General features: G+C 60.2%; 12 protein-coding genes and 1 tRNA gene. 8 read left to right on the plus strand and 5 right to left on the minus strand.

Going from position 1 to position 15,469, the window contains the following annotated elements; genetic code table 11:
- Positions 1-314 (plus strand): IS3 family transposase (locus BMZ35_RS18765; RefSeq protein WP_165610136.1); only part of this gene is annotated, 314 nt, incomplete at its 5' end.
- Positions 315-838: 524 nt separating this feature from the next.
- Here BMZ35_RS18765 and BMZ35_RS18770 read toward each other — a convergent pair.
- Positions 839-2,419 carry an arylsulfatase gene (locus BMZ35_RS18770; RefSeq protein ID WP_093096442.1) on the minus strand — a complete coding sequence of 527 codons (1,581 nt, stop codon included), beginning with the start codon at positions 2,417-2,419 and terminating at the stop codon, positions 839-841.
- Positions 2,420-2,744: 325 nt separating this feature from the next.
- On the opposite strand from BMZ35_RS18770, the gene betC reads away from it, so the two are divergent.
- Positions 2,745-4,277, plus strand: a complete 1,533-nt coding sequence (gene betC / locus BMZ35_RS18775) for a choline-sulfatase (RefSeq protein WP_093096446.1) — start codon at positions 2,745-2,747, stop codon at positions 4,275-4,277.
- Between the two features lie 182 nt (positions 4,278-4,459).
- Here the strand turns inward: betC and BMZ35_RS18780 are convergent, their stop codons facing one another.
- Positions 4,460-5,785 carry an aspartate aminotransferase family protein gene (locus BMZ35_RS18780; protein WP_093096448.1) on the minus strand — a complete coding sequence of 442 codons (1,326 nt, stop codon included), beginning with the start codon at positions 5,783-5,785 and terminating at the stop codon, positions 4,460-4,462.
- Positions 5,782-6,540 (minus strand): beta-keto acid cleavage family enzyme, encoded by a 759-nt coding sequence (locus BMZ35_RS18785; RefSeq protein WP_093096638.1) that lies wholly within the window; start codon positions 6,538-6,540, stop codon positions 5,782-5,784. The genes BMZ35_RS18780 and BMZ35_RS18785 overlap by 4 nt, the downstream gene beginning before the upstream one ends.
- A 137-nt stretch (positions 6,541-6,677) precedes the next feature.
- On the opposite strand from BMZ35_RS18785, the gene BMZ35_RS18790 reads away from it, so the two are divergent.
- From BMZ35_RS18790 to BMZ35_RS18810, 5 genes are all read left to right on the plus strand, one after another.
- Entirely contained in the window at positions 6,678-7,565 is an 888-nt protein-coding gene (locus BMZ35_RS18790; RefSeq protein WP_093096451.1) for a MurR/RpiR family transcriptional regulator, read from the plus strand.
- A 96-nt stretch (positions 7,566-7,661) separates the two neighbouring features.
- A complete protein-coding gene (locus BMZ35_RS18795) occupies positions 7,662-8,636 on the plus strand; it encodes a TAXI family TRAP transporter solute-binding subunit (RefSeq protein WP_423227768.1) in 975 nt (324 codons plus the stop codon).
- A gap of 122 nt (positions 8,637-8,758) precedes the next feature.
- Positions 8,759-11,371 carry a TRAP transporter permease gene (locus BMZ35_RS18800; RefSeq protein WP_093096453.1) on the plus strand — a complete coding sequence of 871 codons (2,613 nt, stop codon included), beginning with the start codon at positions 8,759-8,761 and terminating at the stop codon, positions 11,369-11,371.
- A complete protein-coding gene (locus BMZ35_RS18805; RefSeq protein WP_093096455.1) occupies positions 11,368-11,802 on the plus strand; it encodes a universal stress protein in 435 nt (144 codons plus the stop codon). The genes BMZ35_RS18800 and BMZ35_RS18805 overlap by 4 nt, the downstream gene beginning before the upstream one ends.
- A gap of 99 nt (positions 11,803-11,901) precedes the next feature.
- A tRNA-Ser gene (locus BMZ35_RS18810) sits at positions 11,902-11,991 on the plus strand.
- Positions 11,992-12,143: 152 nt separating this feature from the next.
- Here BMZ35_RS18810 and speB read toward each other — a convergent pair.
- Positions 12,144-13,178, minus strand: a complete 1,035-nt coding sequence (gene speB / locus BMZ35_RS18815) for an agmatinase (RefSeq protein ID WP_093096457.1) — start codon at positions 13,176-13,178, stop codon at positions 12,144-12,146.
- Positions 13,179-13,287: 109 nt separating this feature from the next.
- Here speB and BMZ35_RS18820 point away from each other — a divergent pair, with 109 nt between their 5' ends.
- Positions 13,288-14,202, plus strand: coding sequence for a LysR family transcriptional regulator (locus BMZ35_RS18820; protein WP_165610137.1), 915 nt, complete (start codon positions 13,288-13,290; stop codon positions 14,200-14,202).
- Between the two features lie 42 nt (positions 14,203-14,244).
- On the opposite strand, the gene BMZ35_RS18825 is transcribed toward BMZ35_RS18820, so the two are convergent.
- Complete coding sequence (locus tag BMZ35_RS18825) at positions 14,245-15,183, minus strand: tripartite tricarboxylate transporter substrate binding protein (protein ID WP_093096465.1); 939 nt, start codon at positions 15,181-15,183, stop codon at positions 14,245-14,247.
- Positions 15,184-15,469: the final 286 nt, after the last annotated feature.

Here is a 15,469-nt window from a genome sequence, read left to right on the forward strand (position 1 = left end):
TGATCCACTCCGACCAAGGCGCCCAGTTCACCAGCCGTGAATGGGCCGCATTCCTGCGCGAACACAATCTGGAACATTCAATGAGCCGCAGGGGCAATTGCCATGATAACGCAGTGGCTGAGAGCTTCTTTCAGCTCCTGAAGCGGGAAAAGGTCAGACGCCGGAAATACCGGACGCGCGAGGAAGCCCGGCGAGATGTCTTTGAATACATCGAGCTGTTCTACAACCCAAAGCGCAAACATACGAACAACGGCATGCTGTCGCCCGTTGACTTCGAAGAACGACAGCTCAAACTGGAAAAGGCAGGTGTCTAGGAAACTAGGGGCACCTCAAAGGTAACAAGCGGGGCCCCAAGCGGTCATCATAGAGGCCCCATCAAGTGACTGCTACCCCATTCCGCATAGCACTTGACGGTGGTTGTTTCGTGCCTCCGACTTCGGATGGCGTCTTCAGCCAAACATTACTCTCTATGGTCAAATTGCCTTTCCGGTCACCACCGGGTCACCGGCACGAAACTCGACCCAAGTTCACCTAACAGCGCCAATTTTCACATTCACACGCTTGCCGAACTGCCGCTGCAAATCTCTTTTTTAGTGGACTTGGCTTCATTTTCGTCCAGTCTCTTGAACTGGCCTCACAAAACAATCTCGCCCATGGCATTGTAGAGGTCAGGAGTTCGATCCTCCTAGGCTCCACCAAATTTCCAAAAATTTCAGGAATATTGGGAAGCGTTCGTATGGCGCTGTCGGGTCGTAAGTTGCGTTGGACACAGGTCCGATACGAGACCCATGGTTAAAAAGGCCGGGACAGCGCCCGGCCTTTTGCGTTTTATGGCGCGTTATTGGCGGGCCTTGTTGATGAACTCTTCAACCACGTTGGACATGTCAAAGGACGAGCCTCCCTGAACCGGTGGGTAGTCGGCCAGCGATTGCAAATGGTCCTGCATCAGAACGCCCATGGGCTGAATCAGCCAGGAGACCTTTTGCATCAGGTGTCCGAAGCTGTCTGACGAATCATAGCTTTCGTACGGATCTGAGCGGATATTGAACACCAGAGGCACGGTGCGCGGAATCACGTTTGCGTAGTAGTCTTCCTTGGTCGAGAAGTGGAACTTCCACGGTCCCATGCGCACGGCTGTGAGGACGCTTTCGTAATAATGGAAGATATGCGTGCGGGCCGATTTTTCGGCTTCGCCTGCCCAGTAGGGAAGGTTGTTCACACCGTCGATGAACTGGTCCATTTCTTCGCGGACCCGTGTTACCGGATCGTCGATCCCGGCTGCGACGGCGAGGGTTGTGAACATGTCCTGATGGGCCTGCATCCCGTTGAGGGTGACACCCGCAGGCAGCACGCCGGGCCAGCGGATCACGGAAGGCACGCGGACGCCGCCTTCATAGGTCGTCATCTTTTCGCCCCGGAATGGGGTGGTGCCGCCATGCGGCCAGGAAGAATGCTCGGGACCATTGTCGGTCGAGTACCACACGATCGTATTTTCGCTCAGCCCGCGATCGTCGAGCCAGTCGAGCACGGTGCCGATATGCATATCATGTTCGATAAGGCCCGAGCCATACATGTCTTCCTCGTGGGTGAACTCTTCGGCGAGGTAGCGGTTTTCGTCGGAGAGCCGGGTGTAGAGGTGCATCCGGCTGGTGTTCATCCAGACAAAGAACGGCTCCTCTGCATCCTGCGAGGCGGCCATGAAGTCGAGTGCCTTGGGAATCATCTCCTCGGCATCAAAGGTTCTCATGCGTTCGTTGCTCAGCGGGCCAGTGTCTTCGATGGTTTGCTTGCCGACCACGCCGAAGCGAGGATGTTCAGTTTCGTCCATCGTGTCGGTGGCAAAGCTGTGCAGGACGCCGCGGGTTCCAAAACGCTCTTCATAGGCTTCGAGCGAGCCGGAGAACTGTTCCCCAAAGCGCTGGTAATCCCTTTGTTCGGCTTCTTCCTGTGTGTTCAGATGATAGAGGTTGCCGAAAAACTCATCAAAGCCGTGATTTGTGGGCAGGTGTTCGTTGCGGTCGCCGAGGTGGTTCTTGCCGAACTGTCCCGTGCGGTAGCCCTCAGCCTTGAGCAGTTCGGCCAGGGTGGGCGACTCGGTCTGCAAGCCAAGCGGCGAGCCGGGTTGGCCCACGGTCGTCATGCCGGAGCGGATGGGGTATTGCCCGGTGATGAAGGCCGCGCGCCCTGCGGTGCAGCTGGGTTGGGCGTAATGGTCGGTAAAAAGGATGCCGTCGTTGGCGATGCGGTCGATATTGGGGGTAGCGTAGCCCATGACCGCGTGGTTGTAGGCGGACAGGTTGGACCAACCGATGTCATCCCCCCAGATGACCAGAATGTTGGGGCGTTCCTGATCTTGGGCCATGGCCGATCCGACCATCAGCGCGAAAAGCGCCCCCGAAAGTCCTAAAGATTTCAACATGATATCTCTCTCATTAGTGGGGTGGCGAAAATCATATTGTCAGATGCGTACCTATCGCGTGTCAAATGAAACCATTGTCACTTGATGAAGGGCGCTAAAATGAAACCAAAGAGCGCTTTCGTTCGTATAGGCGCGGAAATGTCAAAGCGCTTGACCCAAAGGCCGGTCCGGCCTCATGGTTTGCGAAGTGTTGACGAGTCGGTGGATCATCCATTGATGACATATCCCTGTTGCGTGGGGCATCCCGCGAAAAAACCGATGCATTATCAGCCGCCGCCCTTGGGCAGCGGTTTGAAATTGCATGGTTTGAACAGGGAGAAGAGATATGACGAAACGCCCTAATATCGTGGTCATCATGGCCGATCAGTTGGCGCCGCATTTCTGTGGTGCCTATGGCCACAGGACGGCCAAAACCCCCCACATGGATGCCTTGGCCGCGCGCGGGATGCGGTTTGACGCGGCCTATTGCAACAGCCCGCTTTGCGCGCCGTCGCGGTTCAGCTTCATGTCCGGGCAGCTGATCAGCCGAATCGCGGCCTATGACAACGCGTCGGAGTTCAGGGCCTCGGTGCCGACCTTTGCGCATTACCTCAAGGCGCTGGGATACCGCACCTGCCTTTCGGGCAAGATGCATTTCGTGGGGCCGGACCAGAAACACGGGTTCCAGGACCGGGTGACGACGGATGTCTACCCGTCGGATTTTGCATGGACGCCGGATTGGGAAGCGCCGGACGAGCGAATCGACAAGTGGTATCACAACATGCAGACCGTCAAGGAAAGCGGTGTGGCAAAGGCGACCTACCAGATCGATTATGACGAGGAGGTCGGGTTTGCCGCGCGGCGGTGGCTGATGAATGTCGGGCGCAGCCGGACGGGGGGGGATGAGTCGCCTTTCATGATGGTGGCGAGCTTTATCCACCCGCATGACCCCTATGTCGCGCGGCCCGAGTTCTGGGATTTTTATGACGATGACGACATCGATCTGCCGGAATTTGTGCTGACGCCCGAGGAACAGGATCCGGGATCACGGCGGGTGATGGACGGGATCGAGGCCAGCTATACGCCGTTGACGGATGAGGAAGTGCGCCGGGCGCGGCACGGTTATCTGGCCAATGTCAGCTATTTCGACAGCAAGATCGGCGAAATCGTGAAGACGCTGGAAGAGATCGGTGAGCTGGACAACACGATTGTCATGGTCACCGCCGATCACGGCGACATGCTGGGCGAGCGCGGGCTGTGGTACAAGATGAACTTTTTCGAGCATTCGGGCCGGGTGCCGCTGATCATGATGGGGCCGGGCGTGGCGCAGGGGGTGGCAGGGAATGCCTGTTCGCTGGTCGACCTGTTGCCGACGTTCCTTGAGATCGCCGGGGCGAATGAGAGCGTGCTTGGCGAGCCGGTGGACGGGCGCAGCCTGATGCCATTGGCGCGCGGCGAGAGCGATCCGGTGGACGAGGCGATTGGCGAATACTGTGCCGAGATGACGCCATGGCCGGTGTTCATGATCCGGCGGGGATCGCTCAAATACATTCACTGTGATCCCGATCCGCCGCTGATGTTCGATCTGTCGGTGGACCCGCTGGAAAAGGTGAACGTGGCGACGGACCCGGCCTATAGGGAGGCAGCGCAGGCATTTGCGGAGGAAGTGGCGCGGCGCTGGGACAGTGCGAAGCTGCGGGCGGATGTCATGGCGACGCAACGGTCGCGGCGGGCGCTGCATGCGGCGATGGAAGCGGGGGCCGGAGAGCACTGGGATTACAACCCGCCCAGCGACGCGAGCCAGCAATATGTGCGCAATCACATGGACTGGACCGTCGCGGACAAGGTCTATCGCTTTCCGCCGGTGGAGGAGGGGTGAGGGCCGTTTGACGGACGCACAGGCCGGGTTAACAGCGCCGCAGGCGCCCCGGCCATCGCCTGTCCGCACCGGAGGGCTGGCGATTTGGCAAGGCTGGGGCTCCGTTTCAAACTCGTACGGAATTGGCGAGATAACGTGGCAGGACAGAGCGTTGCGTCGCCATCCCGCGGGCAGGCGATGGCCTATGCGGGAATCACCTCGTTCATCGCGGTTTCGAGGCAATCGAGCGCGCCGTCGAGTTCTGCTTCGGTGGCGATGAAGGGCGGGGCGAGCAAGACGTGATCGCCGTTTTTACCATCGCGGGTGCCGGGCATCGGATAGCAGATCAGGCCGTTGGCAAAGGCGGCTTTCTTGAGCTTGCCAGCGAGCCCCAGGGACGGGTCGAAGGGGGTCTTGGTCTCGCGATCCGCGACAAATTCCACGCCCCAGAACAACCCGCGCCCGCGAATGTCGCCGATATGGGCGTGCTGACCAAAGCGGCGGCGCAGCTGGGTTTCGAGATACTGGCCGCGTGACTGCACCTGGGCAGGCAGGTCGTTGTCGAGCATTTCACGCAGCACGGCGAGACCGGCGGCGGCCGCGACGGGGTGGCCGAGATAGGTGTGGCCGTGCTGGAAGAACCCGGTGCCTGCGGCAATGGTGTCATAGATGCGCTTGGAGCAGAGCATGGCACCGATGGGCTGATACCCCGCACCCAAGCCCTTGGCGATGCAGAGGATATCGGGGGCGATGCCCTCTGCGTCGCAGGCAAAGAGATGCCCGGTGCGCCCCATGCCGCACATGACCTCGTCCAAAATCAGCAGCACGCCGTATTTGTCGCAGATTTCGCGGATGCGGGTGTAATATCCTTCGACGGGCGGCACGGCACCGAGCGTGGCGCCGACCACGGGTTCGGCCATGAAGGCCATGACGGTGTCGGAGCCAAGGCGGAGGATTTCGTCTTCCAGCTCCTGCGCGACGCGATGACCGTAATCAGCGAGCGATTCATCCGCGTTGCGCTCGGCATATTCGTAACAGGGCGCGATATGGGAGACATCGACCAGAAGCGGCGCGAATTGCTGGCGCCGCCATGCGTTGCCGCCTGCGGCCAGCGCGCCAAGCGTGTTGCCGTGGTAACTCTGGCGGCGCGCGATCAGGTGGCGGCGCTGGGGTTCGCCGTTCTCGATGTGGAATTGCCGGGCGAGCTTGATGGCGCTTTCCACGGCTTCGGAACCGCCGGAGACAAAGTAGACGCGGTCCAGATCACCGGGGGCGTTGGCGATGAGAAGATCGGCCAGCGCTTCGGCGGGTTCGGAGGTGAAGAAGCCGGTATGGGCAAAGGCGAGCTTGTCGAGTTGGTCCTTGATCGCCTGTGCAACACGTTGGTTGGAGTGGCCGAGACAGGATACGGCGGCGCCGCCGGAGCCGTCAAAGTAGCGCTTGCCGTTCTGGTCGATCACGAAACACCCGTCGCCGGTGGCGGCGGTGGGGTTGGCGGCGTGGCAGTGGCGGGGGAAGACGTGGCTCATGAGGACGCGCTTTCAAGAGAGTGAACGAGGGCCGCGACAGAGGCGGCGTTGTTGGCGTGGGGCGCGCCGTTGGCATCAACGAGGCTGTTTTCAAATCCGACGCGCAGGTTGCCGCCGTGTTTCGCGGCGTGGATCAGGCAGGCGTGTTCCTGCGGGCCGAAGGCGCAGAGCATCCAGTCGGGGGCATCGGGCAGGGCGGCAAGGAAGGGGGCAAGGTCGGAGGGGTCTGAGACCTGACCGGGGGAATAGCGGCCCAGCACGAAGAGCACGCTGGATTGATCCGGGTGGATGATGCCTCGCGCCTGCCAGTCCTTGACCAAGGCAATGTCGTCGGTGTCATAAAGGATGTGCTGCACGTCGCAGCCCATGTCGGCGCAGGCGGCATAGACGCGCGGGGCGAGGTCCATATCGCGCGCGGTTTCGCGTACGGCGATCGAGGCCCAGCCGGGGCGGACCTGTTCGAGGCAGTCGAGTTGCTGTGCGACCGAATAGAGTCCCACGGCCTCGGTGGTGATTTGCAGGCGCATGTCGGGCACCGCGCGGGCCAGTTCATCCAGCGTCTCGCGGTAGCGGCCTGCGTCGAGCGAATGCGCACCGGAGGCTTCACGCACATGCAAATGCAATCCATGCGCACCCGCTGCGAAACAGGTGCGGGCGGTATCAACGATTTCGGGCAGGGTCACGGGCAGGGCCGGGTGATCAGCCTTGGTGCGCCGTGCGCCGTTGGGGGCGACCATGATGAAAGGGTCAGGCATCTGCGGGGTCTCGCTGGGCCCGGATCGGGCGTTGGAAATATTCACAAAAAAGAATGGCGGAAAATCAAAAACAGTCAACGGGAAGGAAAAATAACGTATGTTATTCATCCAGGGAGAAGCAAAGGCACCGATTCGGCATGGATCCGACACTGAAAAACAGAACGATTTCAGCGCTTAAAAAGATGTTGCCCGAGCTGTCTCCGCGCCTGCGCACGGTGGCCAAGTACATCGTCGACCACCCGTCGGACTTTGGGTTGGACCCGATCCGGGAGACGGCGCGCAAATGCGGCGTGAGCACCTACACCCTAGTTCGGATGGCCGAACGGACGGGGTTTGCCAGCTATGACGAGATGCGCGAACCGTTCCGGCACGCGCTGGTGTCGTCCACGACAGTGGTGGAACGGCCCGACTGGGTGGAAAGCCTGCATGAGAGCGGGCACCTTGGGCAGGTGCAGGCCGATGCCTCGATGAATGCCATGTCGATCGTGCAGCGTTCGCTGGAGCGGCAGGACCCGGCGCGCATGGCGCGGGTGGCACATATGCTTCTTGAGGCCGACAACGTCTATCTGACGGCGGTGCGGGCGAGCTATGCGATGGCGTATTATTTCCACTATGTCGGGCGTATGGCGTTGCCGTCATTGCAATTAATTCCGCGCCACATGAACAGCGCGATTGACGAACTGAACTATGCCGGGCCCGGGGACGTGATGATCGCGATCAGCGTGACGCCTTATTCTCGCGAGACCATCGAAGCCTGCAAATTCGCTCTCGCACGTGGGGTGCGGCTGGTGATGGTTTCAGATAGCGACGTGATCAGTTCCGAGTTCTCGGCGCATGAAACGCTGGTGGCTTCGGTGGTTTCATCCCATCATTTCGGCTGTTTTGCCGGGCTGATGGCGGTTCTGGAAACGCTGCTGGCGCTGTTGGTGGATCTGGGGGGCGATGCGGCGCGGGCGCGAATCAAGTCTTATGAAGATCTGCGCAAGGACAACAACGCGTACTGGATCGCTCAAAAAAAACATTAGTTTTTGGGTGACATGGGAAATAACTTTGGCCAGCTTAGGGTCTACAAAAATGGGCGCGTGTAATGCGTCTGCTATTTCAGTTGGGAGAAAACAGATATGAATATGAAAACAAAGATTTGCGGCGTTGCGGCTGCGATCAGCATGACCGTTGGCGGTGCCGCCATCGCCGCAGACCAGCAATTCGTTACCATCGGCACCGGCGGCGTGACCGGCGTGTATTACCCGACCGGTGGCGCAATCTGCCGTCTGGTGAACAAGGGCCGCAAGGAACACGGCATCCGCTGTTCGGTCGAATCCACCGGTGGGTCGGTCTACAACATCAACACCATCCGCGAAGGCGAGCTGGAGTTCGGTGTGGCGCAGTCGGACTGGCAGTACCACGCCTATAACGGCACCTCGAAATTCGCTGATGCGGGCAAGTTCGAAAAGCTGCGCGCGGTGTTCTCGGTGCATCCTGAGCCCTTTACTGTGGTGGCGCGCGCCGACAGCGGCATCAAGACCTTTGACGACCTCAAGGGCAAGCGCGTGAATATCGGCAACCCCGGCTCCGGTCAGCGCGGCACGATGGAAGTTCTGCTGGAGGCCAAGGGCTGGACCACGGGCGATTTCGCGCTGGCAACCGAGCTGAAAGCGGCGGAACAGTCGGCAGCGCTGTGCGACAACCAGATCGACGCGATGGTCTATACCGTCGGCCACCCCTCGGGGTCGATCCAGGAAGCGACCACCGCCTGTGACTCGGTTCTCGTGACCGTGGATGGTGCGGCGGTTGAGCAGCTGATCGCGGACAACTCGTTCTACCGTTCGGCGACCATTCCGGGCGGCATGTATCGCGGGTCGGACGCGGACACGATGACCTTTGGTGTAGGCGCGACCTTTGTCACCTCGGCGGATGTGAGCGAAGATGCGGTTTACGCGGTGGTGAAGTCGGTGTTCGAAAACTTCGACGACTTCAAGAAGCTGCACCCGGCCTTTGCCGTCCTGAAGCCGGAAGACATGATCTCGGCCGGTCTGTCGGCACCGCTGCATGATGGCGCGGCCAAGTACTACAAGGAAAAAGGCTGGATGGAGTAATCCTGTCCGCCTGACGACATAAGATATCAAGAGGGGCGGTGCGCCGCCCCTCTTACCAATAATGAGCGCGCCCCGATGCGTGCCTTTTCTGCAAAAAAGCAGATTTTCAGGGAGAGATTGTGATGGCCGATAATAACAGCGGCAACCGCGCGTTGAGCGAGGAAGAACTTCAGGATCTGGTGGCTTCCACTGATTCAGGCGCGCGAAACCCGGCTGGGCCGGTTGGGCAGATGCTGGCGATCGTGGCCGTGGTCTGGTCCCTGTTCCAGGTTTTGCTGGCTTCGCCGGTTTCCAACTATGTGTTGCCCGGCGACCTGATCAACAACAGCCGCCAGATTCACCTGGCCTTTGCGATTTTCCTGGCCTTCATGGCCTACCCGGCGTTCCGGTCATCGCCGCGCACCTACATCCCCATCGCGGATTGGATCATGGCCCTGTTGGGGGCCGCAATCGCGATGTACGGGTTCATTTTCTATGACAAGATCGTCAATGCGGGCGGGCTTGCGGATGATATGGACAAGTGGTTTGCGCTGGTTGGCCTGCTGTTGCTGTTCGAAGGCGCGCGCCGCGCGCTGGGACCGGCGATGGCGATCATCGCCACGATTTTCCTTGTTTACGTGTTCTTTGGCTCGTCCGAATGGGTGCCGGAGGTGATCCGCTGGAAAGGCGCGTCGCTCAAGAAAGCGATGAGCCACATGTGGATCACGTCCGAGGGCGTGTTCGGCATTGCGCTGGGCGTGTCGACCAAGTTCGTTTTCCTGTTCGTGCTGTTTGGCGCATTGCTCGAAAAAGCGGGGGCCGGCAATTACTTCATCAAGATGGCGTTTGGCGCGCTGGGGCACCTGCGTGGTGGTCCGGCCAAGGCCGCGGTTGTCGGCTCGGCGGCGACCGGCCTGATCTCGGGCTCGTCGATTGCCAATGTCGTGACCACGGGCACCTTCACCATTCCGCTGATGAAGCGGGTTGGGTTCAGCGCCGAAAAGGGCGGCGCCGTGGAAGTGGCGTCTTCGGTCAACGGTCAGATCATGCCGCCGGTGATGGGGGCTGCGGCCTTTCTGATGGTGGAATATGTCGGCATTTCCTATGTCGAGGTGATCACCCACGCTTTCCTGCCTGCCGCGATTTCCTATGTCGCGCTGGTCTATATCGTCCACCTTGAAGCGGTGAAGAACAACATGCCGACGCTGGGCGACCGGGTGGTGAGCCTTGGCAAGACCATTGGCGGCATGGCGGTGTTTTTCGCGGGCTTCGCGGCGCTGTGTTACGGGGTGCAATACCCGGTGCGGTGGATCACCTCGGCGTTGCCATCCTCGGGGCTGGTGCTGTCGGCGCTGATCGTGCTGGCCTATGTCGCGTTGCTCTGGCTGGCGTCCAAGGCGCCCGATCTTGAGCCGGATGACCCCAATGCCGAGCACGTGGAACTTCCTGTTGTGGGCGAAATCTACAAGACCGGTCTCTATTTCCTGCTGCCGATCATCGTGCTGGTCTATTTCCTGATGATCGAACAGAAATCGCCGGGGCTTTCGGCGTTCTGGGCGACGATGCTGCTTTTTGTGATCCTGCTCACGCAGCGCCCGTTGAAGGCGATGTTCCGGGGCGAGAGCGCCTTTGGCAACGCGTTCCGCGATGGTGTCGCGGACCTTTGGCAGGGCTTGATTGACGGCGCGCGCAACATGATCGGGATCGGCCTTGCCACGGCGACGGCGGGTGTGATCGTGGGCACGGTGACTCTGACCGGGGTGGGGCAGGTGATGGCCGATCTTGTCGAGTTCCTGTCAGGTGGCAACCTGATCCTGATGCTTGTGATGGTGGGCTTGCTGAGCCTTGTTCTGGGCATGGGGCTGCCGACCACGGCGAACTATATCGTGGTCAGTTCGCTGATGGCGGGGGTGGTTGTCGAACTGGGCGCGCAATCGGGGCTGATCGTGCCGCTGATCGCGGTGCACCTTTTCGTGTTCTACTTTGGCATTATGGCAGATGTGACGCCGCCCGTGGGCCTGGCAAGCTTTGCTGCCGCCGCCGTATCGGGCGGGGATGCGATCCGCACCGGGTTCACGGCTTTCTTCTACAGCTTGCGCACCGTGGCACTGCCTTTCGTGTTCATCTTTAACACCGATCTTCTTTTGATCGATGTCGGATGGGTGCAGGGCATATTGGTCGCGGTGGTGGCGACAATCGCGATCCTTGTGTTCACGGCAGGGACCATGGGTTATTTCCTCACCAAGAGCCGCATCTATGAGAGCGTGGTTCTGGTGGTGATCGCCTTTGCCCTGTTCCGTCCGGATTACCTGATCAACCGCATCCAGCCTCCTTTCGAAATGATCGAACCGGCGGGGCTTGAGGCTGCGCTCGACGCCGCGCAGGACGGATCGGAGCTGCGCGTGATCGTGGCCGGGCCGGACTTTGACACGGGTGAGATGAAGGAAACCACGCTGGTGCTTCAGGTCAGTGGTGACGGTTCGGGCAGCGAACGGCTGGATGGCTTTGGCCTGATGCTGCTGGAAGAGGACGGAGCTGTGAAGCTGGATGAGCCGATGTTCGGCACGCCCTTTGCCGACACTATGCAGGGGTTCGATTTCTACGCCGACGACCCGGTGGTGATTGCCTCGGTCAAGGCGCCGGCGGACCAGTTGCCGAAGGAAATCATGTATATTCCGGCGCTGCTGCTTCTTGGGCTGGTGGCCCTGGCACAGCGGCGCCGTCAACGCAATGAACCAACGGGAGAAATGGCATGACCAATCACGTGCTCTGCGCCATCGACCTGACGCATAAACGCGACGCGGAAGAAAAGCTGCTGCTCAAGGCCGCCGACCTTGCCAAGCATTACGGGGCGACCCTGAGTGTTGTGACCGTGGTGCCGGATTACGGGATGTCGATCGTGGGATCCTATTTCAAGGACGGCACACTCGAAAAAGCGGTGGCGTCGGCAAATGACGAGTTGCACAAGTTCGTGGCCAAGACCCTGCCGGATTTCGGCCATGTGCAGCATATCGTCGAGGTCGGCACGGCCTACGAGATGATCCTTGACGCGATCAAGCGCTCCAAGGCGGACCTTGTGGTGATGGGCGCGCACAAGCCGGACCTGATGGATCGGCTGCAGGGGCCGAACTCGGCCCGCGTGGCACGTCATGCGCCCTGTTCGGTGCTGGTGGTGCGGCAGGATTGAGACGGACGGCGCGGGGATATCCCGCGTCGCCAAATTTCCTGATTTTCCGTTGAAAATGGGCCTTGTGCTTCCGCGGCTTGCAAGGATATACGGGTCAGCGGAGACGTGGCCGAGTGGTCGAAGGCGCTCCCCTGCTAAGGGAGTATACCGGAAACGGTATCGAGGGTTCGAATCCCTTCGTCTCCGCCACCATGCATTGTTTTTGGGGATCAAGTCGCGCGCCACGCATGGTTCATGCGTGGTTGGTGCGTGTCTTTTTCGATGTGTTTTCCAGATCGGATTGCCCGCTTGATCGCAGATGCGCAAGTTGCCTCCCGGCGAGATGCGGGGTGGGGGCGTCGCTAGCGGCGACTGGCGACCGACACGGACAGAACGCAGAGCAGCTCCCAAAGCATCGTTGCGGCGACAAGTGCGGTGTTGCCGGATTGATCAAAGGGTGGGGACACCTCGACCACGTCGCCGCCGATCAGGTTGAGCCCGTCGAGCCCACGGATCAGGATCTGGACCTCGCGGGGGGTCAGGCCGCCGGTTTCGGGGGTGCCGGTGCCGGGTGTGAAGGCTGGGTCGATGCTGTCGACGTCGAAGCTCACATAGGTGGGGCCATCGCCGACAATGGATCGGGCTTCGTGCAGCACGGCCTCGAGGCCCATCTCGTAGAATTCTTCGATGTGGATCACCCGCATGCCGCTGTCATAGGAGAAATCCCAATGCGGTTCGGCGCGGCCGCGAATGCCGATCTGGACAACGCGTTCCGGGTCGAGAACCCCGGCCAGGGCGGCATTGCGAAATGGTCCGCCGTGATGGAAGCGAGAGCCGTTGAACGGGCCGCCGGTATCGGCATGGGCGTCGATATGGATCATGCCCACGGGCGCGTCCCGGCCCACCGCCTTGAGGATTGGATAGCTGATCGAGTGATCCCCGCCCACTGAGAGTGGCACGACCCCGGCATCCACGACGCCGTGATAGAAATCCTCGATATCTTGTGTCGCCTGATCGAGATTGTAGGTGTTCGGGATCGGCACGTCGCCACAATCGGCATAGTGGGCGATTGCGGCGGGGATCGTGCCGCTGACGTGGTGCTTGGGGCCTGCGGCCAGAACCGACATCTCGCGTACCTGCGCCGGGCCGAAGCGGGTGCCCGGACGGTTGGTCACGGCCAGATCGAACGGCACCCCCAGAAGCGCGATATCAAGCCCTTCGAAGCCTTCCTGCATCGGGGCGCGCAGGAAGGAGGAAAATCCGGCATAGGGCGCCACATGCTCGCGCTTGTCACCGCCATGGGCGCCACCGCCATCCAGAAAATCCTGCAATTCCCGGTCGTTGAGATCGGTTTTCTCGGCAAGGGCGCGAAGGTGGTCGAGTTTGGTCTGGGGCATCAGGGTCTCTCGTCTGTCGGTGTGGGGACGGTGAGAGCATTTTGTCTGGTGAAATAGGTCAAATAAATCCAATATGATGAAAGCTTACTTTTCGAAATTGAGGTATAAAATGCTCAGCCTGCATGAAAACTCGATCCGCAAGCTCCGCATCTTTGTCACCGTAGTGGATTGCGGCGGGTTCTCGGCGGCGCAGAGCGTGTTGGGGGCGTCGGCTGCCACCATCAGTATCCAGATGAAGGAACTCGAAGAGCAACTGGGCATGACGCTTTGTCATCGCGGACGATCGGGGTTCCGGATGACCGAGCAGGGGCGGGCGGTTTATGACGCGGCGCAGAACGTGCTGGGCGCGTTCAGCAACTTCAACCTGGCCACGGCGGAAATACAGAACCAGCTGGTGGGAGAGGTAAAGATCGGCATGCAGGCGAACATGGCCACCAACCCGGCCTTGAAGTTGTCCGAAGCAATCCGTCAGTTTCAAACCCGGGAAAACGAGGTTGTTTTCCGGCTTGAGGAAACCCGTTCCGCCGATCAGCAAAGTCGCACGCTGGAGGGGCGCTATGATCTGAGTATCGGGCTTTATCCCAACCGGATTTCCGGGCTGGATTACACCGAGCTCTTTTCGGAGACGGTCGCGCTCTATTGTGCCTCGGAGCATCCGCTGGCGGGCATGGAGGATCTGTCCGAGATCGAAAGGCAGCTTGGAAAATTCAAGCTGGTGTCATCGGGAACCGGGCTGGAACGCGCGATCAGCAAACCTGCGACCCTGCCGGAGCCAACGGCCTTTACCGAGGACATGGATGCGGCGATGCTTTTGATCCTGTCGGGGTGTTACCTTGGATTTCTGCCGACACATTTTGCCGAAACATGGCGACGCAGGGATATGGTGCGTGCAGTTATGCCCGAGAGGTTCAGCACCGAGATTCCGTTCCACCTCATCACCAGGCGCGGCGGGCGGGACAATAACGTTGTCGACGTTTTCATCGCCGATGTGTTGCGTGCGCATGCAAAAGCGCAAAAGGAATGACGCGGCGGGCAGATGCCACACCGCGCCATCAGGGAGGTCGGGTTATTCGGACGTCAGCGCCTGGAAGGTCTTGATATCTTTTGCAATGAGGGCTTCGGCTTCGGCGCGGGGTTTCCAGTAGATCTGGGCGCCGTTCGAGGCGACGTAGTCCTTGGCGGCGTCGCTTGCGATTGCCTTGAGCGCGGCGGCCTCGAGTTTCTGGATGATGTCTTCGGGGGTGCCCTTGCGCACGAACAACCCGTTCCACAGAACAATGTCGAGTTCCGGGACAAGCTCAGCCACGGTTGGGGCGTCGGGGGTCAGGGATATGCGTTCGGACGTGACGGTGGCCAGCACTTTCAGGTCATCAAGGCAGGGCTGTACCAGACCGGCGACCGAGTTCATCACGTCGACATCGCCGGATGCAAGCGTGTTGCAGTCGAGATTGTCGTAGGCTGCGTCCGAACCGAATTCGAACCCGAATTTCTCGGCCAGACCAAAGGTGACGTGGGTTGGCACAAGACCCGCGCCGAAATGGCCAAGCGCGACGTCGTTGTCCTGTACATAGGCCGCCAGTTCTTCCATGGTTTCATATGGCGCGTCCTTGGCGGCCACGAGCAGGAAGGGGTAGGTCAGGAAGACGCCGACCGGGACAAACGGATCGGGGTCCAGTTCCTCGATCCCGATGGCCGGTCCGACGACGGGCACACCGATCACGAAGGACCCGACGGTATATCCATCGGCCGGGGCAGTCGCGACCTCGATCGCGCCGGGAAACGGGCCGCCGCCGCCACCGGGCTTGTTCACCACAGCTGCGGGCGATCCGTACAAGGCCTGGAACTCGTCAGCGATCATGCGCGTCAGCACATCCTCTTCACCCCCGGGAGGCCAGGGCACAACGAAGGAAACGGGCTTTTCGGGGTACTCGGCGGCGACGGGTAGTGTCATTGGCAGCAGCGACACCATCGCGATGGCGGTTGAGCGTAGGAACAGGTTGGTCATGGGGGCTCCCTGAGATTGCGAAGGCACGGACATGCGACCGGTTCAAGGCCACGTTGGAGCGAGGGTGGCACGCGTCGTCAGATTGAAAAATCTAAAAGATAGAAAGTTCATTTTACCTTTTATGAATGAAATTCATCGGCGACCCGGCCCCTGTTTCGGTGCACCTCCGATGTCTCGGGAGGGGGCGCCTTTATGAAAGCCTGCTCAACACATAAGCAGACGATGCGGCGCTTACCGTAGAAATCAATGGGATTGATGGGAGACCGGGCAAAGGTTTGCCAGATTG

It is taken from the genome of Shimia aestuarii (assembly GCF_900114635.1).
GTDB classification, from domain to species: Bacteria; Pseudomonadota; Alphaproteobacteria; order Rhodobacterales; family Rhodobacteraceae; genus Shimia; species Shimia aestuarii.

What these genes read in the sequence shown, in the direction of transcription:
- BMZ35_RS18785 (WP_093096638.1), bottom strand. Translation starts at nt 6,540, where the DNA reads ATGCCTGACCCTTTCATCATGGTCGCCCCCAACGGCGCACGGCGCACC.
- speB (WP_093096457.1), bottom strand. Translation starts at nt 13,178, where the DNA reads ATGCCCCAGACCAAACTCGACCACCTTCGCGCCCTTGCCGAGAAAACC.
- BMZ35_RS18780 (WP_093096448.1), bottom strand. Translation starts at nt 5,785, where the DNA reads ATGAGCCACGTCTTCCCCCGCCACTGCCACGCCGCCAACCCCACCGCC.
- BMZ35_RS18820 (WP_165610137.1), top strand. Translation starts at nt 13,288, where the DNA reads ATGCTCAGCCTGCATGAAAACTCGATCCGCAAGCTCCGCATCTTTGTC.
- BMZ35_RS18800 (WP_093096453.1), top strand. Translation starts at nt 8,759, where the DNA reads ATGGCCGATAATAACAGCGGCAACCGCGCGTTGAGCGAGGAAGAACTT.
- BMZ35_RS18825 (WP_093096465.1), bottom strand. Translation starts at nt 15,183, where the DNA reads ATGACCAACCTGTTCCTACGCTCAACCGCCATCGCGATGGTGTCGCTG.
- betC (WP_093096446.1), top strand. Translation starts at nt 2,745, where the DNA reads ATGACGAAACGCCCTAATATCGTGGTCATCATGGCCGATCAGTTGGCG.
- BMZ35_RS18805 (WP_093096455.1), top strand. Translation starts at nt 11,368, where the DNA reads ATGACCAATCACGTGCTCTGCGCCATCGACCTGACGCATAAACGCGAC.
- BMZ35_RS18795 (WP_423227768.1), top strand. Translation starts at nt 7,662, where the DNA reads ATGAATATGAAAACAAAGATTTGCGGCGTTGCGGCTGCGATCAGCATG.
- BMZ35_RS18770 (WP_093096442.1), bottom strand. Translation starts at nt 2,419, where the DNA reads ATGTTGAAATCTTTAGGACTTTCGGGGGCGCTTTTCGCGCTGATGGTC.
- BMZ35_RS18790 (WP_093096451.1), top strand. Translation starts at nt 6,678, where the DNA reads ATGGATCCGACACTGAAAAACAGAACGATTTCAGCGCTTAAAAAGATG.